This window comes from Curtobacterium sp. ME12 (assembly GCF_903970855.1).
Taxonomy (GTDB): domain Bacteria; phylum Actinomycetota; class Actinomycetes; order Actinomycetales; family Microbacteriaceae; genus Curtobacterium; species Curtobacterium poinsettiae_A.
Genome location: NZ_CAJCKD010000004.1, coordinates 1 through 23,770, shown reverse-complemented (window position 1 = coordinate 23,770; position 23,770 = coordinate 1). Strand labels below are relative to the sequence as shown.

At 71.4% G+C, this 23,770-nt stretch carries 24 protein-coding genes; 11 read left to right on the top strand and 13 right to left on the bottom strand.

Going from position 1 to position 23,770, the window contains the following annotated elements:
• Positions 1–76: 76 nt before the first annotated feature.
• On the top strand, positions 77–1,237 hold the full coding sequence (locus H7A73_RS03725) for an ROK family protein (protein WP_182064738.1): 1,161 nt from the start codon (positions 77–79) through the stop codon (positions 1,235–1,237).
• Between the two features lie 68 nt (positions 1,238–1,305).
• Positions 1,306–1,803 carry a hypothetical protein gene (locus tag H7A73_RS03720; protein ID WP_182064737.1) on the top strand — a complete coding sequence of 166 codons (498 nt, stop codon included), beginning with the start codon at positions 1,306–1,308 and terminating at the stop codon, positions 1,801–1,803.
• Positions 1,804–1,818: 15 nt separating this feature from the next.
• On the opposite strand, the gene H7A73_RS03715 is transcribed toward H7A73_RS03720, so the two are convergent.
• Positions 1,819–2,511, bottom strand: coding sequence for an NUDIX hydrolase (locus tag H7A73_RS03715; RefSeq protein WP_259362682.1), 693 nt, complete (start codon positions 2,509–2,511; stop codon positions 1,819–1,821).
• A gap of 181 nt (positions 2,512–2,692) precedes the next feature.
• On the opposite strand from H7A73_RS03715, the gene H7A73_RS03710 reads away from it, so the two are divergent.
• The 4 genes from H7A73_RS03710 to H7A73_RS03695 all read left to right on the top strand — a co-directional run bounded on the left by H7A73_RS03710 (position 2,693) and on the right by H7A73_RS03695 (position 7,463).
• Positions 2,693–4,024, top strand: a complete 1,332-nt coding sequence (locus H7A73_RS03710; protein WP_182064736.1) for an alpha/beta hydrolase — start codon at positions 2,693–2,695, stop codon at positions 4,022–4,024.
• Between the two features lie 5 nt (positions 4,025–4,029).
• Positions 4,030–6,528, top strand: coding sequence for a bifunctional lysylphosphatidylglycerol flippase/synthetase MprF (locus tag H7A73_RS03705; RefSeq protein ID WP_182064735.1), 2,499 nt, complete (start codon positions 4,030–4,032; stop codon positions 6,526–6,528).
• 32 nt (positions 6,529–6,560) lie between these two features.
• Positions 6,561–7,094: a hypothetical protein gene (locus H7A73_RS03700; protein ID WP_182064734.1), complete on the top strand. Its 534-nt coding sequence runs from the start codon at positions 6,561–6,563 to the stop codon at positions 7,092–7,094.
• A 63-nt stretch (positions 7,095–7,157) separates the two neighbouring features.
• A complete protein-coding gene (locus tag H7A73_RS03695; protein ID WP_182064733.1) occupies positions 7,158–7,463 on the top strand; it encodes a hypothetical protein in 306 nt (101 codons plus the stop codon).
• 359 nt (positions 7,464–7,822) lie between these two features.
• On the opposite strand, the gene H7A73_RS03690 is transcribed toward H7A73_RS03695, so the two are convergent.
• From H7A73_RS03690 to H7A73_RS03680, 3 genes are read right to left on the bottom strand one after another with little or no spacing between them, the layout of a single operon-like run.
• Complete coding sequence (locus H7A73_RS03690) at positions 7,823–8,221, bottom strand: hypothetical protein (RefSeq protein ID WP_182064732.1); 399 nt, start codon at positions 8,219–8,221, stop codon at positions 7,823–7,825.
• A gap of 40 nt (positions 8,222–8,261) precedes the next feature.
• Positions 8,262–9,521 (bottom strand): MFS transporter, encoded by a 1,260-nt coding sequence (locus H7A73_RS03685; protein ID WP_182064731.1) that lies wholly within the window; start codon positions 9,519–9,521, stop codon positions 8,262–8,264.
• Entirely contained in the window at positions 9,506–10,078 is a 573-nt protein-coding gene (locus H7A73_RS03680) for an ArsR/SmtB family transcription factor (protein WP_182064730.1), read from the bottom strand. Before H7A73_RS03680 ends, H7A73_RS03685 begins: the two co-directional genes overlap by 16 nt.
• Positions 10,079–10,295: 217 nt before the next feature.
• On the opposite strand from H7A73_RS03680, the gene H7A73_RS03675 reads away from it, so the two are divergent.
• The 3 genes from H7A73_RS03675 to H7A73_RS03665 all read left to right on the top strand — a co-directional run bounded on the left by H7A73_RS03675 (position 10,296) and on the right by H7A73_RS03665 (position 12,404).
• The gene (locus H7A73_RS03675; RefSeq protein ID WP_182064729.1) at positions 10,296–11,402 is read left to right on the top strand and encodes an SGNH/GDSL hydrolase family protein; all 1,107 of its coding nucleotides are present in this window, start codon (positions 10,296–10,298) and stop codon (positions 11,400–11,402) included.
• A 250-nt stretch (positions 11,403–11,652) separates the two neighbouring features.
• On the top strand, positions 11,653–11,850 hold the full coding sequence (locus H7A73_RS03670; protein ID WP_182064728.1) for a hypothetical protein: 198 nt from the start codon (positions 11,653–11,655) through the stop codon (positions 11,848–11,850).
• A gap of 26 nt (positions 11,851–11,876) precedes the next feature.
• Positions 11,877–12,404 carry a hypothetical protein gene (locus H7A73_RS03665; protein ID WP_182064727.1) on the top strand — a complete coding sequence of 176 codons (528 nt, stop codon included), beginning with the start codon at positions 11,877–11,879 and terminating at the stop codon, positions 12,402–12,404.
• A 65-nt stretch (positions 12,405–12,469) separates the two neighbouring features.
• Here the strand turns inward: H7A73_RS03665 and H7A73_RS03660 are convergent, their stop codons facing one another.
• From H7A73_RS03660 to H7A73_RS03650, 3 genes are read right to left on the bottom strand one after another with little or no spacing between them, the layout of a single operon-like run.
• Positions 12,470–12,826, bottom strand: coding sequence for a hypothetical protein (locus tag H7A73_RS03660; protein WP_182064726.1), 357 nt, complete (start codon positions 12,824–12,826; stop codon positions 12,470–12,472).
• 3 nt (positions 12,827–12,829) lie between these two features.
• A complete protein-coding gene (locus H7A73_RS03655) occupies positions 12,830–14,386 on the bottom strand; it encodes an FAD-dependent monooxygenase (RefSeq protein WP_182064725.1) in 1,557 nt (518 codons plus the stop codon).
• Positions 14,387–14,424: 38 nt separating this feature from the next.
• Entirely contained in the window at positions 14,425–15,030 is a 606-nt protein-coding gene (locus H7A73_RS03650; protein WP_182064724.1) for a TetR family transcriptional regulator, read from the bottom strand.
• A 580-nt stretch (positions 15,031–15,610) separates the two neighbouring features.
• Between H7A73_RS03650 and H7A73_RS03645 the strand changes: the two genes are divergently transcribed.
• Positions 15,611–15,982, top strand: coding sequence for a hypothetical protein (locus H7A73_RS03645; RefSeq protein WP_182064723.1), 372 nt, complete (start codon positions 15,611–15,613; stop codon positions 15,980–15,982).
• A 59-nt stretch (positions 15,983–16,041) separates the two neighbouring features.
• Here H7A73_RS03645 and H7A73_RS03640 read toward each other — a convergent pair whose 3' ends face one another.
• The 3 genes from H7A73_RS03640 to H7A73_RS03630 all read right to left on the bottom strand — a co-directional run bounded on the left by H7A73_RS03640 (position 16,042) and on the right by H7A73_RS03630 (position 19,326).
• Positions 16,042–17,022, bottom strand: coding sequence for an alpha/beta hydrolase (locus H7A73_RS03640; protein ID WP_182064722.1), 981 nt, complete (start codon positions 17,020–17,022; stop codon positions 16,042–16,044).
• Positions 17,015–18,442 (bottom strand): MFS transporter, encoded by a 1,428-nt coding sequence (locus H7A73_RS03635; protein ID WP_411469193.1) that lies wholly within the window; start codon positions 18,440–18,442, stop codon positions 17,015–17,017. Before H7A73_RS03635 ends, H7A73_RS03640 begins: the two co-directional genes overlap by 8 nt.
• 260 nt (positions 18,443–18,702) lie before the next feature.
• The gene (locus tag H7A73_RS03630; protein ID WP_182064721.1) at positions 18,703–19,326 is read right to left on the bottom strand and encodes a flavin reductase family protein; all 624 of its coding nucleotides are present in this window, start codon (positions 19,324–19,326) and stop codon (positions 18,703–18,705) included.
• A gap of 133 nt (positions 19,327–19,459) precedes the next feature.
• On the opposite strand from H7A73_RS03630, the gene H7A73_RS03625 reads away from it, so the two are divergent.
• On the top strand, positions 19,460–19,822 hold the full coding sequence (locus tag H7A73_RS03625) for a hypothetical protein (protein ID WP_182064720.1): 363 nt from the start codon (positions 19,460–19,462) through the stop codon (positions 19,820–19,822).
• Between the two features lie 109 nt (positions 19,823–19,931).
• On the opposite strand, the gene H7A73_RS18020 is transcribed toward H7A73_RS03625, so the two are convergent.
• The 3 genes from H7A73_RS18020 to H7A73_RS03610 form a co-directional block, all read right to left on the bottom strand.
• Positions 19,932–20,918, bottom strand: a complete 987-nt coding sequence (locus tag H7A73_RS18020; RefSeq protein WP_259362680.1) for a glycoside hydrolase family 16 protein — start codon at positions 20,916–20,918, stop codon at positions 19,932–19,934.
• Positions 20,919–21,209: 291 nt separating this feature from the next.
• The gene (locus tag H7A73_RS03615) at positions 21,210–22,535 is read right to left on the bottom strand and encodes an alpha-hydroxy acid oxidase (protein ID WP_182064719.1); all 1,326 of its coding nucleotides are present in this window, start codon (positions 22,533–22,535) and stop codon (positions 21,210–21,212) included.
• Positions 22,532–23,770, bottom strand: a 1,239-nt coding sequence (locus H7A73_RS03610) for a rhamnulokinase (protein ID WP_182064718.1), incomplete at its 5' end; no start/stop codon positions are given. The genes H7A73_RS03610 and H7A73_RS03615, both read right to left, overlap by 4 nt.

Sequence of the window (23,770 nt, the reverse complement as noted above, 5' to 3'; positions counted from 1 at the left end):
CGATGCTGCCCACGGAACTAAATGTAGCGATAAAATCTAATTCCGCAAGGAACTCGTCGCGCGATAGGGTCACGACATGCCGCCACCCCGTGGAACGAGCGCAGAGACGCTGCTCGCGTACGCCTTCGACTCGTCGGCGTTCACCGCGACCGAGGCGATCGACGCCACCGGGCTGACCCGGTCCACCGTGCTGGGTGCGGCCGAGGAACTCGTGCGGCTCGGCTGGCTCCGCGAGCTCGACGACGCCCGGGCCGCGGGGGAGTACCGGATGGGACGCCCGGCACGCCGCTACGAGCTCGACACGGTCGCCGGGGTCGTCGTCGGTGTGGACGCCGGCCAGCACCGGGTCACCGCCTTCGTCGCCGACCTGCGCGGCACGGTGCTCGGTCGTGCCGAGGGGGCGCTCGGTGCATCGGGCCTCGACGTACCCGTTCGGCTGGGAGTCCTCGCCGACACTGTGGCCGCCGCCCTCGCCTCGGCCGGCGTCGACCGCGAACGGGTCCTGGTCACGGTCGTGGGCATCCCCGCACCGGTCGACGCCGCCGGTGCCTCGCCCGACGACGGCGGCTTCTGGGTCCGGATGAACCCGGGGTTCGCCGACGCCGTGCCGGACGGGCGGGTGCTGGTCGAGAACGACGCGAACCTCGCCGCGCTCGCCGAGCGGCCGTCCTCTGGTGACGCCTCGTTCGCGGCGCTGCTGTCCGGCGAACGCTTCGGCGCGGGCCTCGTCGTCGACGGGGTCCTGCTGCGCGGTGCCCACGGTGGTGCCGGGGAGATGCGGGTGCTCGAACTCGTCGAGGGTGTCGGGTCGTCCGACGGCATCGGCGCCGTCGCCCGCACCTTCGTGGCCGACGCCGTCGCCGCCGGGCACATCCCCGCCGACACCGCGCTCGCCACCGACGCCGCTCTGGTGTTCGCGGCCGCACGGAACGGCGACCCGGTCGCGCGCACCATCGTCGACCGTCTGGGCGATCGCCTGGCCCGCGTCTGCATCCTGCTCGCGAGCCTGCTCGACATCGACCGCGTGGTGGTCGCCGGCGCGATCGCCCAGCCCGCCGTCGCCGTCATCGACCGCGCGCGCGACCTGCTCGCGAAGGGACACTTCGACCCGGTGCCCGAACTCGTCGCGTCCTCGCTCGGGGCTGATGTCGTCGTGATCGGGGCCGTGGCCCACGCGGTCGACGCGGTGCGGGCCGACCCGTTGTCGTTCGCGCTCCGGCCCGCGCTCGCGTCGTGACGGCACGGCGCACCGGGAACGCTCTGATCTGACAGGATCTCATGGTGCACCGTCTCCGATCCCTCCCGATGCCCGTGTTGTTGCCGGTGCTCTTCCTGTTCGCGGGCGGACTCTGGTTCCTGATCGGGATGTTCGTCTCCCCTCGAGACATGTCCCTGCTCGGGCGAGCGATCGGCGCGGTCTTCTACGCCGGCGCGATGACGGCGTTCTTCGGCGTCTGGATCAGCCGCGCTCGTCGGCGAGCCGGCGGCACGACGCAGTTGACGGACGTGCAGCGCGGGCTGAAGCGTGGCGAGGTGCCCGAGGACGCCGATCCCGCCACATGGACCGCCACGGTCGACGAGCACCACCGACAGCTGCGGCGGAGCCTGTGGTTCGGACCGGTCGTCTTCGGCGTCATGATCGTGCTCGCGCTCTGGCTCGCCCTGACCTCGACGCCCTGGTGGTGGTTCGGGGTGGCGTTCTTCGTCGGGTTCCTGCTGTTCTCGGTGATCACGACGCCCCGCGCGCTCGCGAAGGCCGAGGTCGTGCGCGAGGAGCTCAGTCGCCGGGCGACCGGACGCTGACGCGGATCCAGCGCATCACCTCGGCAGCGGGATTTCCCGCTCGCGGTCCCACGGTTCCGTCCAGCCGAGTCGGTCGAACAGTGCATCCAGCAGCATCGCGGTGAAGCCCCACACCAGGTGCTCGTCGCCGTCGGCCTCGACGGTGAACGCCGGTCCGCGCCACTCCTGACCACCGCGGCGGATCACGGTCACACCGCGGTTCGCCGGGTGGAGCAGGTCGGCCACGGGCACCCGGAACACCGCCGCCGACTCGTGCTCGTCGACGACGCGGATCGGTGAGGGGTCGCGCCACCAGCCGATGACGGGTCGGACCAGGTGGTTCGAGAACGCCAGGGGCACGGCGGGCAGGGCGCCGAGCACCTCGACGCCCGCGGGGTCGAGCCCCGTCTCCTCCTGTGCCTCGCGGAGTGCCGCGGCGACGGCGTCCGCGTCACCGGGGTCGATGCGTCCACCGGGGAACGCGACCTCGCCGGCGTGCGCGCGCAGGGTCGTGGCCCGCGCGAGGAGCAGGACGTCGAGGTCGCGGGGGACCCCGGGTGCCGCCGCCGGTCGGTCGCTCGGCGTGTGGTCGAGCGCACCGAAGAGCATCAGGACCGCGGCCCGTCGTGGCGAGGCCGTGCTGCCGGGTTCGACGAGCGGCCCACCGTCACCCCAGCCGTCCGCTGCGACCGCCGCGAGTGCAGCGCGTACCGATCCGTCGTGCGTCACCCGTTCACCCTAGGTGCGCGCGACCGAGCGGTCCGCGACGGCACGCATCGGAGGCTTCGCTGGGTGTCGGTCGAGTGGGGTCTGAGAGCCCCACAGGTGGGAACTGTGCGAACCGGAAGCGCCTCGGTGCCCCGTTCGCAGCGGGCCGCCGCCACGATTGCACCGTCCGCCGGGAGGCTCCATGTTCCACGATCTGCTCCGACCCCTGTTCCACGTCGCCGTCGTCGCGCCGTCCGTGCTCGTCCCGGTCGACGTCGCCGCCGGGCTCCTCACCGTCGCCGCGCTCCTGCCGGCGTTCGGTCCTCGCTCCCGCCATCCGGTCCGGGGCCTGGGCTGGCGGCTCGGCGCCGTGGCCGTCGGCGCCGGGATCGGCCTCGTCGCGGTGTGGTGGTTCGGGGACGTGCAGGACCTGTACGGGGTGTCGTTCACCCCGATCACCCGGATGTGGGTCGCTCTTGCCTTCGGCGGTGTCGGACTCCTCGTCGTGACGGTCGTCCAGGGTGGCTGGCTCCGTCGTGTGCTCGGCGTGCTCGCGGCGGTGGCGGTGGCACTGGCCGCTGTCCTCGGCGTCAACGTCGACTTCGGTGCCTACCGCACGATCGAGCAGGCCGTGACGACCGATCCGTACCCGTCGGGTCCGCTGGGACACGAGACGGGGGTGGGGCGCGCCTCCAGTCCGGTGGTCGACCCGGCCACCTGGCGGGCGCCCGCCGACATGCCGCGACGCGGGAAGGTGCTCTCGGTCACCATCCCCTCGACCGTCTCCCACTTCCACGCACGGTCAGCGGTGGTGTACCTGCCGCCGGCCGCCCTGACCGAGCGACCGCCGACCCTGCCGGTCGTGATCAGCCTGGCCGGGCAACCCGGGCAGCCGAGCGACATGTTCCAGGCGGGCCGACTCGGCGCGGTGATGGACGCGTTCGCCGAAACCCACCACGGACTCGCCCCGATCGTCGTCGCGCCGGATCAACTCGGGGCGCCGGACCGGAACCCGATGTGCGTCGACTCGTCCCTCGGCCGTTCCGCGACGTACATCATGACCGACACCACGAACTGGATCCGGCAGCACCTGCGCGTCGGGGCAGCGCCCTCTGCCTGGGGCATCGTCGGGTTCTCACAGGGAGCGACGTGTGCCATGCAGTTCTCCACCGCATACCCGGACGTGTTCGGCACGACCTTCGCGATCTCCAGCGAGCTGGCACCCCTGAACGGTTCCGCCCAGCACAGCATCCGGTACGGGTTCGGTGGCTCGGCCTCCCGGTACGCCGCGGCGGCACCACGGGCGATCATGCGGGCGCACGGGCCGTACCCCCGGCACCTGACCGTCTTCGCCTACGGCAGCGAGGACGAGCCCTACGTCGCCTCGACCACGGCGCTCCGCACGGCTGCGGACGCGGCCGGCATGCGGACCCGGCTGTTCGTGTCCGAGGGCTCTGCCCATGACTGGAACACCGTCCGCTACGCCCTGCGTGTGGGGATGCCCGGCGTCATCGCGCACCTGGGCCTCCGGTGAGCGCGGTGGTCGCGGCCCTCGCGTGGGCGCACCCGAGACGGCTCGTGCCGGCAGCCCGTCGGTACCCGCTGACGAGCGTCGTCTCGGCCCTGACGATCGTCGCCGGCGTCGCCGCAGTGGTGCTCAGGTGCCTCGGCACGAAGGACGGTCGGACGCTCGACACCCTGGGCGGGACGATGGGTCCGCTCGGCGTGGTCGCGGTGACGAGCAGCGTCGTCGGGTTCCTCGTCACCTTCGTCGCCGTCGTGGTGTGCACCGCGGCGTCCGAACGGCTGCTCGGCTGGCGACGCACCCTGCTCGCGATGGTCGTCACGACCGTGGTGGGCACCGGGCTCGGTGCCCTGCTGCAGCTGTTCGACGGCGCCCCGGCGGACCGTGGCTTCCTCGTGCACCTGGGACACGTCGGCCCCTGGACCTGGATCGTCGGGACCGTCGTCACCGCGAGTGCGTTCGCCGGCGCGCTGTGGCGACGCCGCATCCGGGTGGTGTCGATCGCCGTCGTCGCGGCACTGCTGCTCTACGCCGGACACGCGTCCGACCTGCACGCGGCGCTCGCCCTGCTCGTCGGCCTGGTGCTCGGCCGCGTGCTGCGACGCTCACCGGTGCGGAGCGGCTGGACCCGGAGTTCCTCACGCGAGACCCGGGTGCTGCTGGTGGCCGCGGTGACCGTGTCGGCCGTCGGTCCCGTCCTCGCGCTCGTCACCGGTGCCCAGTTCGGGCTGCTCGCCCCGCTCGCCGTGGTGCTCGACACCGGGCCGACCGGGCGGATGCCGCACTGCTCGGTGACCGGGGTGACCGCCGGTTGCGTCCGGGCGCTCGCCGCGGTGCACCCGCACGGCCTGTTCCACTCGCTGCTGGCCGTGATGCCGCTCGTGGTCCTGGCGGTCGGTGCCGTGGGTCTCCGACGCGGCAGCCGGTTCGCACTGTGGCTCGTCGTGACCGTCGACCTGGTCACCGGCGTCGCGACCGCCGTCTCGTACGGCGTGCTGCCCGAACGCCACCACGCCGTCGTGCAGCGCCTGGCGTCGGACCACCTCGCGGTCTCGCTCTCGATCGTCGCGTCCGTGCTGGTGCCGGTCGCAACGGCGGTGGTGCTCGTCCTGCGCCGCGCGGACTTCCCGGTCCGGACCGACCGGCGACGTCTGCTGACCTTCGTGATCACGGTCGCAGGCTCGGCCGTGGTGCTCGCGGTCGTCGTCGTCGGTGTCGCCGTGGCTTCGGGCGACAGCGTGCGCGAGCCCCTCCACCTGGCGCTCGCCGTGCTCGGTCCGATCGCCCCCGTGACCCTGCCCACGCACCTGGCGCAGGCCGAGCCGGCGCTGCGGTTCGTCGTGGGCGCCTCCGGCCCGCTCCTGTGGCTCGCCGTGGCGATCGCCGCGGTCCGGCCGACCGGGGCTGGACGCTCGGACAGCGACCTCGACGGGCAGGACGCCGCCCGGGTGGCAGCTCGTGCCCTGCTGGTCGCGGGCGGTGGTGACACCTTCGGGTGGATGACCACCTGGCCCGGCAACGAGTACTGGTTCACCGAGGACGGCCGCGCCGGTGTCGCCTACCACCGGACCGGCAGCGTCGCGGTGACGACCGGCGGCCCCTTCGGACACGAGGACGCGCGGCTCGCGGCACTCGAGGGCTTCGCCCGGGCCGCGGACGACCACGGGTGGACGCCCGTCTTCTACGGCATCGACGCCACGCTCGGCACGGCACTCACACGACTCGGTTGGACGACGCTCCCCGTTGCCGAGGACGCCGACCTCGACCCGCGCACCTGGACGACCTCGGGCAAGCGCAAGCAGGACGTCCGCACGGCCGTCAACAAGGCTGCTCGGTCCGGCACCACCGCACTCTGGTCGGACTGGGCCTCGCTGCCCGGCTCGGTCACGCGCCAGATCGAGGCGATCTCGGAGGAGTGGGTCGCCGAGCGCGAACTGCCCGAGATGGGGTTCACGCTCGGCGGGATCGACGAGATGCGCGACCCCGCCGTCCGGGCGCTCGTCGCCCTGAGTGAGGACGGCACGGTGCTCGCCGTCACCAGCTGGCTGCCCGCGTACCGTGCCGGGCAGGTGGGCGGGTGGACGCTCGACGTGATGCGTCGTGCGCCGGACGCCCCGAACGGTGTGATGGAGTTCCTGGTCGCGAGTGCGGTCGACCGGATGCGCGCCGACGGTGCCGAGCGGCTCAGCCTGTCCGCCGCCCCGCTCGCGTCGTCGGCCGAGCCGCAGGGTGCCGGTCGGAGCGGCGTCGAATCGGTCCTCGACGTCGTCGGTGGTGCGCTCGAGCCGGTCTACGGGTTCCGCTCCCTGCTGCGCTTCAAGGCGAAGTTCGGCCCCGACCTGCACCCCCTGGTGATGGCGTACCCGGACCCGGTCGCGCTGCCCACGATCGGCGTCGCGATCGTCCGCACCTACCTGCCGGGGTTGTCGCTCCGCCAGGCGGTCGCGATCATGCGCGAGCGGCGTCCGGCGCAGGGGGCCCGGGCCGAGCAGCCGGCCGCACGCGTCGGCTGACGGGTCCGCAGCGCTATCGGTAGGTTCGGAGCATGGGAACCGAACGGGCCGACGAACCGGCCGTGGACGAGCACGACCCGTACGAACGCCGCCCCGGTTACGTCACGAGTGGCGACGGCCGGACGGACCGGATGACCACGGACATGTTCGTGGGCGTCGCGGTCGGGTTCGTCCTGGTGATCGTCTTCGGGTTCTTCCAGCTCGTCGAGTGGATCGCGATCGGAGCGGCCGTCGTCATCGGCGCAGCGGTGTGGTTGGTCCTGCGCGGTCGGCGACGGCGTGCGGATCGCCGCGCGGGTCGATCACCGGACGCCGTCCCTCGTGCCCGGGACCGGGCGATCGCCGAGGCCAACGGTGGCCGCCGGTTCTTCGTCGCCCAGAACCCGGTCGTCGTCATCGTGATGGGCGCGATCTTCATCGGTGTCGCGGTCGCGCCGCTGCTGTTCGGCGGGTTCTCCGTCGGCCGGGTCGTGACCGGGGTCGTCGTCGTCGCGAGCGGCGTCCTCTGCATCGTGCAGGGGATCGGCACCCTGCAGGTGCGTCGTCGGGAGCGCAGCGACGGCTGAGTCGCGGTCGTCGGCCCGGGAGGGGAGCATCCGCGTGCCCCGCGGGCCAATGTGCTCGCCACCGTGACTGCACTGCACGCCGGGCGACGCTTCGGCGCGACCCGAGGCGAATTCGCCCTCCTGATGACCGTGACCGTCGTCCTCGGACTCGTGGTCCCGGCCGGCGGGCTGCTCGCCGCGTTCGGCTCGCTGCTGACCGGCGTCCGGAATGACCGTCGCCGCGTCCGTGCCCTGTTCATCGTCGGCCTGAGCCTGTCGGTGCTGCAGGTCGCATTCGTCGCCTTCTCGCTCTGGGGTCCGACCCAGGTCTGCGTGTCGACGAACGGTGGCCCCGAGACCTGCCAGACGTACTGGCCCTGGGAAGGCTGACGCGCCGTCGATGTGACCTCGGGACGGATGGGCAGCTCATCTGATCGAGCCTGTTGCACCACGGCTGGACCGACGGCCCGGCCGTGCCCGAACTGCCCCAGGACGAAGCAGCGCGGAGGACGCTCGGCGACCTCGATGTGCCCGGACACCTCGATTTCGACCCCTGGCGGAAGTCCGACGCAACCGAGGAGACAGAGTTCGATCGTGCAGCGCCCGGTTCCGTAGCTCGATCGGTCAGGGAGCGTGCTCACCACGAGCGACCTCGAACGCATCGAAGCTGCCTCCCCGCACGGGGTGGCTGTCGGCACTCGCAACACCGAAGCAGGAATGGCACGCGACCGCGGCTGACCCGACGCGAGTCAGGGCGGGGCTTCGCGGGACCAGTAGTCCGCGCGGACCACGAGGAGCTCCCCCTGGACCTCCGAGGTCAGGTTGACGACGCGGGGATCCCACAGCGTCCCGGGCCGTCTCGCGAGCGGCTCGGTGCCCAACGCCGTCGACAGTTCGGACGGGCTCACCCCCGTCGGTGGCTGCACGGACACGACCGACCAGCATCCACCGGATGCGCACTCCTTGTCCTCGTGGACCACCTTGCTCCCGGCAGGCAGGGTGATCGACGACGACGTCGGCACGTCGCCTTCCGTCGCCCCCGCGAACAGCAGTGCGGCGCGCAGTCCGATGAACAGGACGGCCGCGGCACCCAGGATCAGAACGGTCACGACGATCGCTCGTCGGGTGTTCGTCCGGTGCCTGGTCACCTCCGCAGCCTAGGCGGCGGCTCGGGCGGACCACCGGATGTCAAACCGTCGGTGCCGCTGACACCGCGACCCGGCGGCGCTCCATGAGCCGCCACGATCCGCCGAGCAACGGTGTGAGCGTCACGACGGTGTAGAGGACCGCGATGCCGGCGAAGGTGGCCTGGACCCCGACCCCGTCGGCGGCGAGCCCGGCGAGCAGGCCGCCGACGGGGATGCCCGCCCACGCGCCGGCACCGAGCAGTCCGAACACCCGCGCACGCATGTGCTCGGGAATGCGCTCGAGCTCCACGGCGCCGAGGATCGGGTTGATCGAACCTGCCGCGAGACCGGAGAGCGCGGCGGACGCGAGCATCCACGGCAGGCCGAGCCCGAGCGCCGGGACCACGAGGGACGGCCCGCCGGCGAGCACGAAGCACAGGGCGAAGACCACCCGCCGCGGCACGCGGTGTGCCACGTACCCGAAGGCGACGGAGCCGAGGAACGCTGCGCCCCCGAAGACGCCGGTGACGAGCCCCAGTGCCTGCGCGCCACCCAGCTGCTCGTCGGCGTAGAGCGGCAGGAGTGTCGTCGAGCGTGCGGCGTCGAGCAGGTTCGTCACGAGCACCAGCGCGACGACGAGCCGGAACAGTGGGTCGCGGACGCAGAACCGGAACCCGTCGGCGATGTCGCGCCAGTACCCTTGCGACTCCACGGGTTCGGAGGACTCGACCGGTGCCGCCGCACCGCGGACCGTGAGTGCCATGAGCAGCGCGGACGCCCCGAAGGCGATCGCCACGCAGGCGAGAGCCGGCATCGGACCGAGGACGGCGACCAGGGTTCCCCCGAGTGGCGCACCGATCAGCACCGACAGCCGTGAAGAAGCCTCGAAGTGGCCGACGGCGCGTTCGAGCGGGACATCCGCCGCCGTCGCGAGCCCCGGGAGGAGCACACGTCGCGCGGACTCGCCGGGGGTGTCGAAGAGGCCGCTGACGAAGACGAGCGCGAGGAGTGCCCAGAACGGCAGACCGACGGTCCAGGCGAGCACCGGCATCGCGAGCAGGGTGAGCCCGCTGATCACGTCGGATGCGACGCTGGAGCGGACGAAGCCCACCCGCTCCACGAGAGCTCCACCGAACGGGCCACCGAGCACGATCGGCACCGTCGCCATGAACGCGGCGATGCCGACGTCGGTCGCGGACCCGCCACGCGAGAGGACGGCGAACGGCACGGTGATGGTGGTGACGACGTTCCCGATGCGCGACACCACCTGCACCGCGAGCAGTGCGCGCAGTTGCGCGCGGGGGCTCAACCGCGCGGCCATCGGTACGCCTGGTTCAGCACGAAGACCTGCTCGGACCCGTCGCCGGTGCGGTGGACGGCGGCCACGTCGGCCCAGCGTTCCACGACCCCGCGGAGTTCCTCACCCATGTCCTGGAGCTCGGCTGCCGTGAGCCGGAGCACGCGGTCTGCGCTCGAGGACGCTGCCACCCATTCGCGGCCGAACGTCGGTGCATGGTCGACGAAGGCTTCGTAGTTCGCGGCGTACACGCGGGCGACGGCGTGGTCGAGGGCGTTCGCGGCGAGCAGCCGCTCCGGGTCGTCCAACGCGTCGGCGAGCTCCCAGACGGAGGCGTCGTGCGCGGCTCGCCACCAGCGCTCGCGGCGGTCCGTGCCAGCGTCCGGAGCGGGTTCGATGAAGCCCGCGGCAGCCAGCCGGGTGCAGTGGTAGCTGATCGTGCCCGGAGCCTCATCGATCACCTCGCCGATGGTCGCAGCGGTCTGCGCGCCGTTCGCGCGCAGCAGGCCGAGGATGCGCAGCCGCGTCGGGTGGGCGAGGGCGCGCATCTGGGCGGGGTCGTCGATCCGTCCGTGGGTCACGGGACGACCGTACATGCACAAGAGATGTTGTGCAATCGGTCTCGAGGTGAGCCTGACGGCCGTGCAAATCGGATGACGCTCCGTGCCCCGGACAGCGGTGGCCGGAGTGCGTCCTCCGCACCTTGTGGCCCTCTCATGGTGCGAGGCGCTCCACCGGCCTACCGTCTACTTGTCAGACGATCGTCTGGCGAACAGGCTCTCTGGAAGGAACCGCTCCATGCGTCACGCTCCTCGCCTCCGCCGAACCGGTGCCCTGCTGATCACCAGTGGCGTCCTGACGGCGGCATCGCTCGCTGTCGGGGCGGCCGGGCCTGTCTCCGCGGCGACCACCGACGGTGCAGCGCCCGTCGGGTCTGCGGTCGCAGTGTCCTCGTCGCCCGGCCGGACGGACTACGTCGCCCTCGGGGACTCGTACGCGGCGGGCTTCGGGGTGGCCCCCTACAGTGCGACCCCTGCGGTCGGCTGTCTCCAGTCCACGACCGACTACCCCCACCAGGTCGCAGCCTCCCTGGGGCTGCGACTCGACGACCGAACCTGCACCGGCGCCACCACCGACAACATCACCCGGTTGCCACAGTCGACCGGTGCCGGACGTGGAACCGCACCCGTCCAGGCCGATGCGCTGTCGAAGGACACGGACCTCGTCACCGTGTCGATCGGCGGGAACGACCTCGGGTTCACCGACCTCATCGCGAACTGCCTCGCGCTCACGAAGGACGGTCCGGTGTTCTCGGAGATCCACGGCAAGACCTACGACCACTGCAAGGACTACTACGCACCGGTCGTGCACGGCGTCGAACGGGATCGTCTCGCAGCGCGCATCCGCACCGTCGTCGCACCTCGGCTCGCGTCGACGTTCCGCGTGATCGCGCAGCGCGCCCCACGGGCGAAGGTGTTCGTCGTCGGCTACCCGATGATCGCGCCGAGCTCGGCACGGTCCCCGAAGGGATGCTTCTCGAGCCTCCTCGGTGATTCCGGACTCGAACCGCCGTTCCCGCAGAACGCGTTCCCCTTCACCGCCACCGACACCGCCTACTTCCACCGCACGCAGAACGCGCTCGACGGAGCGGTCAAGGCTGCGGCGAAGGCTCGTGGCTTCACCTACGTCTCGACGCTGCGGGGTTCCGCCGCGCACACGCCCTGTGCAGCGTCGGGTTCCGCATGGATCTCGGGACTCACCCTGACCGACCACGGCACCGCCGCCGACAGCGCACCGCTGTCCGGGACGAAGTACCGGATCCTCTTCGGTGCACTCCACCCGAACGCGGCCGGCATCGCGTACCTGCGTGACCAGACCAAGGCCGCGATCGTCGGATCGCGCTGACACTCCAACGGCGGATCTGGTCGCGTCGTCGACGCGACCACCAGACGGACGGGAGGCCCGGTGCCAGCTGGCACCGGGCCTCCCGTCCGTCGCTCCTGGACTTCCGGGCGGGCTCGTCTTCCTGCGGAAGCTCGTCCGGCGGATCGCGGGCCGGCGGGCCCTTCGCGCGGAACACGACGATGACGAGTGAGGCGCCGCGGCGAGGGGCAGCGGTCGATCCCTCGGCGCGTGGAAGCAGTAGGTTCGGCACGTGGACGTCGTGAGCGCGAAGGTGTTGGGCACCGCCGCCATCGTGTCCGGACTGGTCTTCATCGCGACGTCCATCGTGCGTCTGAGTCGTCCGGACCTCGACGTGTTGCTCGTGGTCCTCAACATCGTCCTCGGCACCCTCCTGCTGGCCACCGGCTTCAGGCTCTGGCGGTCGGCGCTTCGACGAACGAATCGCTGACGTTCGGTGATCGGCGGTTGGGGACGGTGACAGCATCAACCGAGGGCGCAGCCCTCCGGTACAGCGGGCAGCGCTTCGTGTCGTTCCGGGCGAACGGTGCCGACTTCCGCTGGATCGACGTCCTCACATTCGACGCGGCCCGCACGGCTTCCGACGAAGAACTGCTCGCTGCCCTGATCGGGAACCCTTGGTACTCGGACACCTACGCGGGACCGCGCGAGGGGGAGCCGGAAGCAGGAGAGATCCACGGCCCGTACCTCCTCGCCCACATCACGGTCCCCGCGTTCCGGCGTCGCGAGCGCAGAGCAGTCGCGGACCGGATCTGGGCGTGGGCCCTGAGAGAGGGTGACCTGCCCCCGGAACTGCTCTCGGCGATCGGGGCGGAGACACGGGCGATCGAGGCCGGGGACTCGGATGTCTGGGAGCTTCCAGACCTCGGAGCCGGTGCTCTCCACGAGTGGGGAGGGGTCGTCGGAGCGGCGGGATTCATCGAGTTCGTCGCCGTGTCCAGGAAGCACGGTGTGCTGACGCTCCTCGTCGCCAGTGACGATTGAGCGTTGCAAGTTCGCTCGGGCGGAGGCGATCCACGTCCTTTCGTCCGCATGGGACTGTTCAGCGGTCAGATGAGCAGCCCGATGGTGAGCGCGACGATCCCGCCCGCCGTGAGTAGTGCTGGTCCCGCGACCCGGCCGGGAGCGGGCTGTTCCGTCGTACGTGCGAAGAAGGCGGCGACGAGCATCGACGTCGCGCCTCCGTAGATGAGCACGAAGGCTTCGGGGAAGAAGCCGATGATGTGGACCACGAGCCCGGCGAAGATCGTCGATGCCGACGTGAACAGGTGGGCTCTGGAAGCTGCTGGGAGCTCAGGCACTGCTCGTGTTCTGAGGAACAGACCGACCAGGCACCAGATCGAAGCGGTCGCGAAGAGCGCGCCGCTGATCGAGACGATCGCGGCTCCGATCACGTCGAGGTTCACGCGTTACTCCTTTCCGGTACAGCCGTGTTCGGGTGTTCCGAACCAGGCGGAGAGTGCCTCTGTGAGGGAGGCGGGGTCGGTGTGTGACCAGGCGACGAATCCGTCGGGACGGATCAGCATCGAGGTCTGTTCGTGCGTCGTGGCCAGCGGCACGTGGTCGACGCGGTCGTCCCACGGGGCGATGGTGTCGTGGTGTCCGCCCGTCGCGTCGAGCAGGATCGGACGGGCGGTGCGGAGCAGTTCCGGGATCCTGCGGACGGCCCCGTCGACGAGCTCGACCGTCGTCGACGGCGCGAACCGTCCGGTGGGACCGTCGGGGTCCATGCAACCCATGTCGTAGCGAACGTCCGACCCGGCGAGGAGGTCTCCGATGCGCTGCACGGTGGTCGTGTCTGCGAGCATCTCGGCGAAGAGGTCGCGGAGGGCGGTGACGTCCGAGCCGGGCGCCATGAGCGCGGTCTGCGCCTGGGTCTGCATGAAGACGCGTTGTCCGAGCGGGCGGCGCTCGGTTTCGTAGGTGTCGAGCAACCCCGCTGGAGCCCAGCCGTGGAGGGCGGCGGCGAGTTTCCAGGCGAGGTTCGCCGCGTCCTGGAGTGCGAGGTTCAGGCCGGGTCCGCCTGCGGCGGAGTGCACGTGTGCGGCATCGCCGAGGAGGAAGACCCGCCGGTCGCGGTAGCGGTCAGCGACGCGTGTGTTCCGACCAGTCAGCCGGCGCAGCAACGTCGGCTCGTCGGCGGCCGGCGCGTCGAGGTCGAGGCGGACGCCGAGGACGCGCTCCAGGCTGTCCTCCATCTCGGTCAATGTCATGGCTGCTCCCTCACCGGGGAAGCTGCGGTCAGGCTGGTCCTCCCATTCCGCGGTGTAGACCAGCGGGTGCGCCGGGTCACGGAGGGCGATGGTGACGACGCCGGTCTCAGTGCGGTGGAAGCTCTCGGCGATCTCTCCCAGACCCGCGACGTGCACGTTCCCGGGGCCGGCGGGCGTCAGCTGCGCAGTTGGTGCGATCAGGGCTGTGCGGTCCACGATGTGGTGGTCGGTGTTGCCAGGGAAGCCGATACCGGAGCGCTTCCGAACAGTGCTTCGCGCCCCGTCACTGCCCACGAGGTACTGCGCCGACACGGTGCTCGCAGCTCCGGTCGCGACGTCGACGACGTCGACGGTGACGGAGTCGTCGTGTTGGGTGAAGGAGCGCATCTCGACGCCGCGACGGATCTCGACACCGAGTTCTGCTGCGCGGTCGTTGAGTACGCGCTCGAGGTCGCGCTGGTTGATGTGGAGCAGGTACATCGGGTTGTGGTCGCCGAGCACATGGAGCGGAAGGGGCAGTGCTCCGAAGAAGAAGCGCGGCGCAGGCGCCGGGACGGACGTCCCGGTGCACCGCTCGAACAAGCCGCGGTGGTCGAGGAGCCGGACGACCTGTCCGGTCAAGCCGTGCGCTTTGTCCCACTGGTTGATCTCGGGGAGGCGTTCGACGACGAGGGGGTTCGCACCCGCGAGCTTCAGCTCGCAGGCGGCGAAGACGCCCACGGGTCCGCCTCCGACGATGACGACGTCGTACATGACGATCTTCTTCCTGACGATGTTCGTGGAGTGCGTGGTCAGCGAAGCTGGTCGAAACCGTCGCCGAGGAGTCGGAACGCATCGCGCAGGAACGGCTGCAGTGGTTGCGGCTCTGCGCGCGCCGCCCAGGCCTCCAGCGTCGTCAACAAGGTCGACAGCGCCGCGGCGGACACCAGACCAGGCACGGGGTCATCCGGTGCTGCGTCACTGCGGGTCGCGATGGCGGCCGTGAACACGGTGTTCGCTGCGCGGGCACCTCGGTCGACGGCGGACTGCATGCCTGGAGTCGACAGCACTGCGAGCAGTCCGCTCTGCTCCTCCTGCGAGGGGGTCGTCGTCTCTTCCGCCTCGTACGGAGCGAGCAGCGCCTCCGTGACGGCAGTCCACAGCGGCTCCGCGCGTGGCCGCTGCAGCAGATCGACGGCCGCCGTGCGCACGCGTTGCACGTGGCGGTCCGCGATCGCGTCTTCCTTGCTCGAGAAGTAGTTCCCGAACGTCCGCCTCGACACCCCGACCTCGCTGACGATGTCCTCGACACGGATGTTGTCGAGCCCCCGCTCCCGGGCGAGCAGCACTGTCGTCACGCTCAACGCGTCACGGATCGCTGCCTTCTTCTGCTCACGGAACGAGACCTCGTCTGTCATGACGCCAACCTAGGACATATTTGCCCAATGGGCAAGTTTACTCAATGGGCAACTATTGCTGTCGGGAGCATCGGTTCACGGCCGACGAGCGAGGTCCGGCTCCGCGCTCCAGCGGGCTCTCGGGCTGCCATGGTCGAACCACGGAAGCGGATCGGCCGGCGGGACGGCCATCGGCATCGTCGTCACGGTCGTGTGCGGCGCCGTGCTCACGGGGGTCCGTCGGGCGCTGCGGCGAAGAGCTCGCCGGGACGAAGAGGGGCCCGCCCGCCGAAGAGGCCCAGGTCGGAACCAACAGCGGCAACGCCGGCGCGAACTCCGAATCGGCGTTGCTGGATACCGCAAGATCGGTGAGGAACCGTCGTGTGGGCTGACGGTCCGGCAGTACGGTCCGGGAACAGCCTGACCCGAGGCTGCGAGAAGCCGACCCGAAGGCGACCCGATGGACAACGGTGACGAGCGACGGCCTGGCGCCCTCGCGTTCAAGAAGCATCTCGGGCTCCGCCGAGTCCGTGCTGAGCCAGTCCCGTTGCAGCTCGGTGTGGCGCGCGTGGGGCTCTTCCTCGCCAGCAGGAGTGTTCCGATGGAATGCGGATCCACGTGCACGATCGGCCCGCGATCCCTGCCGGCCGCCGGGATCGCGGATCTCGAGCGACGCGACGCAGAGCTCGACGAACGCGGCGGGTTCGAGGCACAGCTCGCCGAGGTGCTCACGGAGTCGTGGCCTCTCGTCGTCGAACTCGCTGCAGAGGAGCTGGCGGCGGACACCATCGTCATGCCCGTCGTCGGTGATCGTGTCCACTACAGCCGGGGGTCCGGGCACCTCGTCGGGCTGCAGGGAGTCGTCGTCGCGTGCGATGACGGACGAGCTCTGCCGCGCGGGCTGCGGTACGTGCAGCTCGACGGCGAGGCGTGGCCGATCGTCGTCGCGATGGCGTCCCTGGACCGGATCTAGCCGATGCTGCGACCCGGGTCCGGCACGAGCGCCCCGGTGCGCTCGTGCCGGAGCCGGCGTCACACGGCCGGCCTGAGGAGGCGACCGGTGAACTCGCGCAGGGCCCGCACGGCCCGCTGCGACAGCGTCGCGTCGGGCATCATGCTCGTCGATCCGTGGAACGCTCCCGGCCACACGTGCAGTTCCGCCTGGACCCCTGCCGCCCACAGTGCGCTGGCGTAGGCGACGGTCTCGTCGCGGAACACCTCGGTGCTGCCGCAGTCGATGTAGGCGGGCGGGAGTCCGGCGAGGTCGGTCGCGCGGCCGGGTGCGGCGTAGACGGACACGTCCTCGCCACCCCGCCGGTCACCGAGGTAGGCGTTCCAGCCGAACCGTGTCATCTCCCGGTCGGCGACTCCGACACCGTCGAACTGCCGAGCCGACAGGGTCGCGTCGCGGTCGTCGAGCATGGGACTCACGAGCACCTGGCCGATGACGCTCGGCCCCTGCCGGTCGCGGGCGAGGAGGGCCGTGCCGGCAGCGAGACCGGCACCGGCGCTCTGCCCCACGAGCACGATGCGCTCCGGGTCGATGCCGAGTTCGTCGGCGTGCTCGGCTGCCCATACGAGACCGGCGTAGCAGTCCTCGACCGGGTAGGGGTCCGGGTGTTCCGGCGCCAGGCGGTAGTCGGGGCTGACCAGGACGACGTCGTGCACCAGGAGCCACTCGTCGTAGGAGTCGAGGTTGCCGAGGTGGTGACCGAACATCATGCCGCCGCCGTGGATCGCGTAGGCCAGCGCAGCCGTGCCGGTGCGGCCGAGGCGCTGGATCACGGCGAGGTCGATCGGGTCGCCGCCGAACCCCGGGATCGTGATGCTGCTCCGCTCGAGGCCGCGAGCACGCAGTCCTTCGTCGAGCTGCGCCTCCGTCGTGTCCAGCTGTCGCATCTGCGGGAGCATCTCGGCTGTGAGGTGGAAGCGGCCGCGCGCGTCCATGGCGGTGAGGAAGGGCACGAACTCGGGGTCGAACGGCGGGCGGGGGAGGGCGATGGTGTCAGGCACGGGAGGTCTCCTGGGTGATGGTGATCGGGTCGGTGTGTGCAGGGGTGGTGTCGACGGGTTCGGCCGGCGCCGCGCCTCGCGGTTCGACGGCGGGCCGGGCTCGGAGCATGCCGACCACGACGAGCAGTGCTGCAACCGCGGCAAGGCCGAGCCCGGCGACGGTGAGGGCGTCCTGGAAGCGCTCGAGCCGGGCGGCCGTCCAGGTGGTCGTGGTGATGCTCCCGGCGACGAAGGCGGCGACGATGGTCCCCGCCGCGGCGACGGCGGCACCGCCCGCGAGCTCGCTCGAAGTGTCGACGAGCGCCGCTCCGACGGAGGTGCGATCCGCGGGCAGCCCCGTGAGGACCGACGCGCCGGCGACGACGCCGACGACCCGCATGCCGGCGGCGACGAGCACGAGCGCGACGAGCACCCACGGGTACCCGTACCGGCTCAGTGCGCCGAAGACCGCGAGACCGGAGACGACCGAGAGGACGCTCGTCCAGGCGGCGCGGCCCAGGCCGACCCGCTGCACGAACGGCCCGACGAAGCGGCCGCCGACGAGCAGCACGACCAACTGCGGCAGCGTCCCGACCGCGGCCAGGGCCGGCGACCAGCCCCAGGCGAACTGCAGCTGCAGGGTCACGAGGTACGACAGTCCGGCGACGGCCAGACCCGACGCGGCCTTGAACGCGAGGCCGCTCGAGACGAGTGGTCGGGCGAGCAGGTGCAGGTCGATCAGCGGGTGCCGCGCGGTCCGCTCGCGGGCGACGAACCCCACCCCGCAGCTGACGGCGAGCGCGAGGACGGCCCACCCCCACCAGCCAGCGGCTCCGGACTCCACCAGGATCGTCGGCGCCACGAGCGCTCCGGCCGTGGTCACGGTGCCGAGCAGCGCTCCGACCACGTCGACCGGATCGCGACGGAGCTCCGCCGTTTCGTCGTGTGCGACACCCAACCGGATGCCGACGAGCGCGAGGACCGCGATCGGCACGTCGGCCAGCAGCAGCACCTGCCACGGAGCGACGGCGAGCACGAACCCGCCGACGGTCGGACCGACGGCCAGCCCCACGAGCCCCGCCGTCGAGATGACGGTGAGCGCCCGCACCCGCAGACCTTCGTCGTCGAAGAGGCGGAACGCGAGCGCCATCGAACCGGGCGTCGTCATCGCCGCGGCGACGCCCATCGCGACCCGCACGGCGATCAGTTGCTCGGTCGACGTGACCACCGCCGTGGCGAGGCTCGCCGGGGCCAGCAGGACGAGCCCGGCGAGCATCACCCGGCGGCGGCCGATGCGGTCGGCGACCGCGCCGAAGAGCAGCATGAGCCCTCCGAAGGCGACCGAGTAGGCACCTGAGACCCATTGCAGGCCCGTCGTCGACGAGCCCAGGTCACGGCCGATCGTCGGCAGGGCGACGTTGAGCACGGAGTTGTCGAGCATCTCGAACAGGAACACCGCGGAGAGCCCGGCGAGGGCGATCCAGGCGTCGTGCAGACGAGGAGACGAACCACCGCCGGGCACGTGCCCGGTGGTGCGAGCGGGACTGGGGGACACGATGGCGCACTCCTTCGAGGGAAGAAGTGGCGACTCGTTCGATGCCGCGTGCGGGTGCGTCGCAGATCGCGGCGCCTTTTACCTCAGTGATCGAGACCATACACGGACCGCCCGCTCGAGGAAAGTCCGCGGTCGGAGGCCGCTCGCTACCGGTACCACTCCTCGTCGATGCCGGCGAGCCGAGACGGGTGGAGCTCGCCGCCGAGGCCGTAGAACCGCTGGAAGCTCATGATGAGCGGACGCCACAGCGCGGGATCGATCCGGTTCGCGGTGCCCGCCATCCGGATGGTGTCGTGCACGTGGACGCGGCTGATCGCGGCTTCGAAGACGAAGGTGTCGTGGTCGGATGTGAGCGGTCGCGTGTGCACGACGTGCGCTTCGAGGTTGACTGGGCACTCGTCGATCCGTTCCGCACGGACGGTGTCGCCCGGGCGGCCGTGGAGCCCGGCGAGGCGGAGCTTCTCCGGCTCGTGGCGGTACCGGACGTGCGCCTTGCCCGTGGGGACGGGGGATCGTCCGGTCGTGAGGGCGAGTGCGTCCACCGCGGTCACCAGATCGGCGGACGGGAGGTTGATGACGCACTCCCCGGTGGCGAGCAGGTTCCGAGCGGTCTGCGAACGGCTTCCCATCCCGAGGACGGCCGTCTGCCCGAGCCAGAAGATCGACGACATGGGGGCGGTGTTCGTGGTGCCGTCCTCGGCGACGGTGCTCAGCAGCGCCACGGGCGTGCCGAAGTACAGGATCGCGGGGTCGATGGGGGTGTGGTGCACGGCGCTCGGCTCTCGGTCTGGCTTCGCGGCAGTCGCGAGCTCCGACCCAGTCTCGCCAGGCGCGGGAGCGGTCGCTGGCGGTTTCCCGCCATCGCAGTTCGAGGTGGCGGTGAGCAGGACCTACCCTGGACGGATGCTCTCCCGCCGCGAAGCCGCCGTCCGGCTCGACATCCCCCTCGAGATGGCGACCCGCCACGGCATCCCGTCGCGCCTGAGCGAAGCCGAGCTCGACGCGATCGAGCAGGACCCGCCCGCCTGGCTCGTGCAGTCTCGCGCCAACCGCACCGGCACCAAGAAGGTCTGGACGCGCCTGGAGTGCGTGGTCTGCGGCTTCGACGAAGAAGCACGCCCGAAGAAGTGGTGGCCCGAGTGGGACTACCTGATGTGCGACTACCACGCCCCCTACCAGGCGCCCGAGCCCACCGCCGGCCTGACGCGTCGCGAGGTCGAGGGCATCGGCAGCCGTTTCATCGCGCTCGTCGACGAGGAGCGCTAGTCCACAAGCTCCGCGGTGCCCCCAGGAAGGTCACCACGCAGACGGACGGGAGGCCCGGTGCCAGCTGGCACCGGGCCTCCCGTCCGTGCGTGGTGCGGACCTGCGGACGCTACTCGGTCGTCGAGACCCAGTCGATGAGCAGGTTGCCCTTCTCGCCCCAGTTGCCGACCTGGAACATGAAGCGGTGCGGGGTCGTCGGCACGTCGTGCGTGATCGTGCCGAGGACCTTGCCGTCGACGCTGTACGTCACGGACTCGCCGGGGACCCAGTCGACCTTGTAGGTGTGCCAGTCGCGCCACGAGACGCCGGTGCCGAGCCGGACGCGCTCCGCTTCCTTGCCCGGGGTCATCGAGTGGTGGAACACCGAGGGGCTGTCCTCGAAGTTGCCCTCGGGGAAGTCGATCTCGCCGTCGGCCCAGACGTTCGACGTCGGCCACAGCATGAAGGCCGCACCGTTGCCGTCGCCACCGGTCGCCTTCGCGCGGACCGCGAAGGAGCCACCGACGTGGTCCCAGGCACCGTCGGAGGAGCCGAAGGTGCCGGCCGCTCCGGCACCGGTGCCGAGGGCGACGTCCATCACGCCGTCGTGCACCGACACCGTCTTGCTCGGCGCGTAGATGCCCGAGGTGCCGTCGGGGTAGGCCTGCCACGACTGCGGGTAGAGCGACGAGACTAGCCCGGTGACGGCGTCCTCGGTGAAGTCCTCGACGAACGAGGCGTCCGGTGCGATCGCGGAGAGGTCCGCGGGGGAAGCACCCGCTTCGGGCGCCGCTTCCGGCGCAGCCTCGGCCTCGGGCTCGGGCTCGGGCTCGGCCTCGGGTGCGGGCTCGGCCTCGGGTGCGGGCTCGGCGACGGGGGCGGAGTCCTCGATCGGCGCGGAGTCCTGCGTGGGCTCCGCAACCGGGGTCCACTCGTCGGTGGGGGCCGGGGTCTCCGTCTCGTCCGGGGCGGGCGTCGGGGTGGGGTTCACCGGGGCGTTGTGCCAGCGGCGTTCGCCGTCCCAGCCCCACCAGGTGCGGGCGGAGGCGGCGGTGGGGACGCCGAGGACCAGGGCACCGGCGGTCGCGACCGCCAGGATCGCGCGGTGGCGGATCATCGGGCGCCCCCTCGGGTGGACGGGGTCGTGGACGTGTGACGTGGGGTCGTGCCGCGCGAGGGCGTGCACGTGCTTCGGGTCGAGATGTCGGGCTCCTCGTGGATGCTCGGGCGCAGGATGCGGGGAGGGACGGACGCACCAGCCGGCCGGATGCCGAGGGTTTCGTTGACGCGTCCACGGACATCTTGCATCATCTGTGACCCGTTCGGGGGGCGTCACGGAAATCGACCGACGAACGCCCGGTGTCCGACCGACGAACGTGCAGCGTGCAACACGCGGTGACCCGGCGGGTCAGACCCGGGGGACCGGCTGCAACCGCTTCAGCTGCGTCACGTGCCCCGGCTCGAGTTCGTCGAGCGAGGCCACCCCGAGCAGCCGCATGGTCCGCTCGATCTGCTCGGACAGGATCTGGATCATCCGGTCCACCCCGGCCTCGCCACCGGCCATCAGCCCGTACAGGTAGGCACGGCCGACCATCGTGAACCTCGCGCCGAGGGCCACGGCGGCGACGATGTCGGCGCCGGACATGATGCCCGTGTCGAGGTGCACCTCGGTGTCCTTCCCGACCTCCTTGACCACGGCGGGCAGGAGGTGGAAGGGCACCGGGGCGCGGTCCAGCTGCCGGCCCCCGTGGTTCGACAGCGTGATGCCGTCGACCCCCAGGTCCGCCAGGCGCTTGGCGTCGGCCAGCGACTGCACGCCCTTCACGACGACCTTGCCCTGCCACTGGTCACGGATCCAGGCGAGGTCCTCGTAGGTGACGGTCGGGTCGAACATGTGGTCGAGCAGCTCGCCGACGGTGCCGGACCAGCGGTCGAGCGACGCGAACGCCAACGGTTCGGTGGTCAGGAAGTCGAACCACCACCACGGCCTCGGGATCGCGTTCACCACGGTCCGGGCACTCAGCTGCGGCGGGATCGAGAACCCGTTCCGCTTGTCCCGCAGCCGCGCACCCGCGACGGGGACGTCCACCGTGACGAGCAGGGTGTCGAACCCGGCCTGCTGGGCGCGGGAGACCAGCGCCATCGACTTCTCCCGGTCCTTCCACATGTACAGCTGGAACCAGTTACGGCCGTTCGGGTTGGCGTTGCGGACGTCCTCGATCGCGGTGGTTCCCATCGTGGAGAGCGAGAACGGGATGCCGGCACGTCCGGCGGCCCGGGCACCGGCCCGCTCACCCTCGGTCTGCATCATCCGCGTGAACCCGGTGGGGGCGATGCCGAACGGGTACGCGACCGGCGCACCCAACACCGAGCGCGAGGTGTCCACGGACGACACGTCGCGCAGGATCGCGGGCGTGAACTCGATGTCCTCGAACGCCTGGCGGGCGCGGGCGAGCGAGATCTCGGCCTCGGCGGCGCCCTCGGTGTAGTCGAACGCGGCCTTCGGCGTGCGGCGGGCGGCGATGTCGCGGAGGTCCCAGATCGTCAGTGCCGACTCGAGCCGCTGTCGCCGACCCGGCAGTGAGGGCTTCTTGAACTGCATGAGCGGCGCGAGGTCCCGCACCGTCGGCAGCTGCCGCTTGACCCGCGTGCGAGCGTCGGACGCGGAACCGGTCGCGGGCGCCGGTGCCCCGGTCGCGGGGTCGATCCGGTGCTGGTCGTCGGTCGTGGTCATGCGTGGCTCCTGACGGGGGATCGATCGGGATCGGCGCGCGACGACGCCGACGGGGTGTACCGCACGGGCTCGACGCTCCGTGCGACGATGCTGCGGAGTGCCTCCAGTGAAGCCCCTCCGAGGCCAGCGAGTCCAGCGGCGCGCGCCTGCACCAGCACGTTGCCGAGTGCGGTCGCCTCGACCGGTCCGGCCACGACCGGCAGGCCGGTCCGGTCCGCGGTCAGCTGGCAGAGCAGCCGGTTCTGCGAGCCGCCGCCCACGACGTGCACGACCCGGATGGCCTTGCCGGTCACGTCGGCGATGGTGCGCAGGGTCTCGGCGTACGCCGTCGCGAGCGACTCGAGGATGCTCCGGACGAACTCCGCGCGCGACGCGGGGGCGCTCAGGCCGTGCGCCGCGCACCACGCGGCGATCCGCGCCGGCATGTCGCCGGGCGCCGTGAACGACTCGTCCGCGGGGTCGAAGACGGGGACCGGGGCGGTGACGGCCGCGGCGGAGGCGAGCAGGGCCTCCAGGTCGACGTGGTCGCCACCGCGCTCCCAGGTGCGGACGCTCTCCGACAGCAACCACAGCCCGGACACGTTCTTCAGGAACCGGACGCGGCCGTCGACACCGCCCTCGTTCGTGCAGTTCGCGCGTCGCGCCGCGTCCGACAGGACGGGCGCGTCGAGCTCGACGCCGACGAGCGACCACGTGCCCGACGAGATGTAGGCGAAGTCCGGTTCCGTCGCGGGGACCGCGACGACGGCGCTCGCCGTGTCGTGCGAGCCGACCAGCGTCACGTCGGCTCGGCCGCCGACGAGCTCGACGACGGACGGCAGCAGCGGGCCGAGTCGGTCGCCCGGGTCGCGCAGCGTGGGCAGCAGCCCGGCCGGGAGGCCCGCAGCAGCCCGCACCGCCGGGTCCCACCCACGGGTGGTCGCGTTCAGTGCCCCGGTCGTCGAGGCGTTCGTGCGCTCGGCCGCCTCGACCCCCGTCAGCCAGTACCCGAGCAGGTCGGGGACCAGCAGCGCACGCTGCGCGAGCTGCAGCGACGGGTCGGCAGCCCACTGGAACACGGTGTTGAACGGCAGGTGCTGCAGGCCGTTCCGGGCGTACAGCCCGGTGGCGTCCATCCGGTCGTGCACGGGGACGACACCGCCCTGGTGCCGGTCGTCGCGGTAGTGCGACGGCAGCCCGAGCAGTCGGCCGTCGCGGAGCAGGCCGTAGTCGACCGCCCACGAGTCGATGCCGAT

Bases quoted from the DNA above. Each gene is read 5' to 3' on its own strand.
- H7A73_RS03645 (WP_182064723.1), top strand. From the start codon at position 15,611: ATGGAATGCGGATCCACGTGCACGATCGGCCCGCGATCCCTGCCGGCC.
- H7A73_RS03650 (WP_182064724.1), bottom strand. From the start codon at position 15,030: ATGACAGACGAGGTCTCGTTCCGTGAGCAGAAGAAGGCAGCGATCCGT.
- H7A73_RS03655 (WP_182064725.1), bottom strand. From the start codon at position 14,386: ATGTACGACGTCGTCATCGTCGGAGGCGGACCCGTGGGCGTCTTCGCC.
- H7A73_RS03700 (WP_182064734.1), top strand. From the start codon at position 6,561: ATGGGAACCGAACGGGCCGACGAACCGGCCGTGGACGAGCACGACCCG.
- H7A73_RS03615 (WP_182064719.1), bottom strand. From the start codon at position 22,535: ATGACCACGACCGACGACCAGCACCGGATCGACCCCGCGACCGGGGCA.
- H7A73_RS18020 (WP_259362680.1), bottom strand. From the start codon at position 20,918: ATGATCCGCCACCGCGCGATCCTGGCGGTCGCGACCGCCGGTGCCCTG.
- H7A73_RS03625 (WP_182064720.1), top strand. From the start codon at position 19,460: ATGCTCTCCCGCCGCGAAGCCGCCGTCCGGCTCGACATCCCCCTCGAG.
- H7A73_RS03710 (WP_182064736.1), top strand. From the start codon at position 2,693: ATGTTCCACGATCTGCTCCGACCCCTGTTCCACGTCGCCGTCGTCGCG.
- H7A73_RS03685 (WP_182064731.1), bottom strand. From the start codon at position 9,521: ATGGCCGCGCGGTTGAGCCCCCGCGCGCAACTGCGCGCACTGCTCGCG.
- H7A73_RS03675 (WP_182064729.1), top strand. From the start codon at position 10,296: ATGCGTCACGCTCCTCGCCTCCGCCGAACCGGTGCCCTGCTGATCACC.
- H7A73_RS03720 (WP_182064737.1), top strand. From the start codon at position 1,306: ATGCCCGTGTTGTTGCCGGTGCTCTTCCTGTTCGCGGGCGGACTCTGG.
- H7A73_RS03635 (WP_411469193.1), bottom strand. From the start codon at position 18,442: ATGCTCGACAACTCCGTGCTCAACGTCGCCCTGCCGACGATCGGCCGT.
- H7A73_RS03725 (WP_182064738.1), top strand. From the start codon at position 77: ATGCCGCCACCCCGTGGAACGAGCGCAGAGACGCTGCTCGCGTACGCC.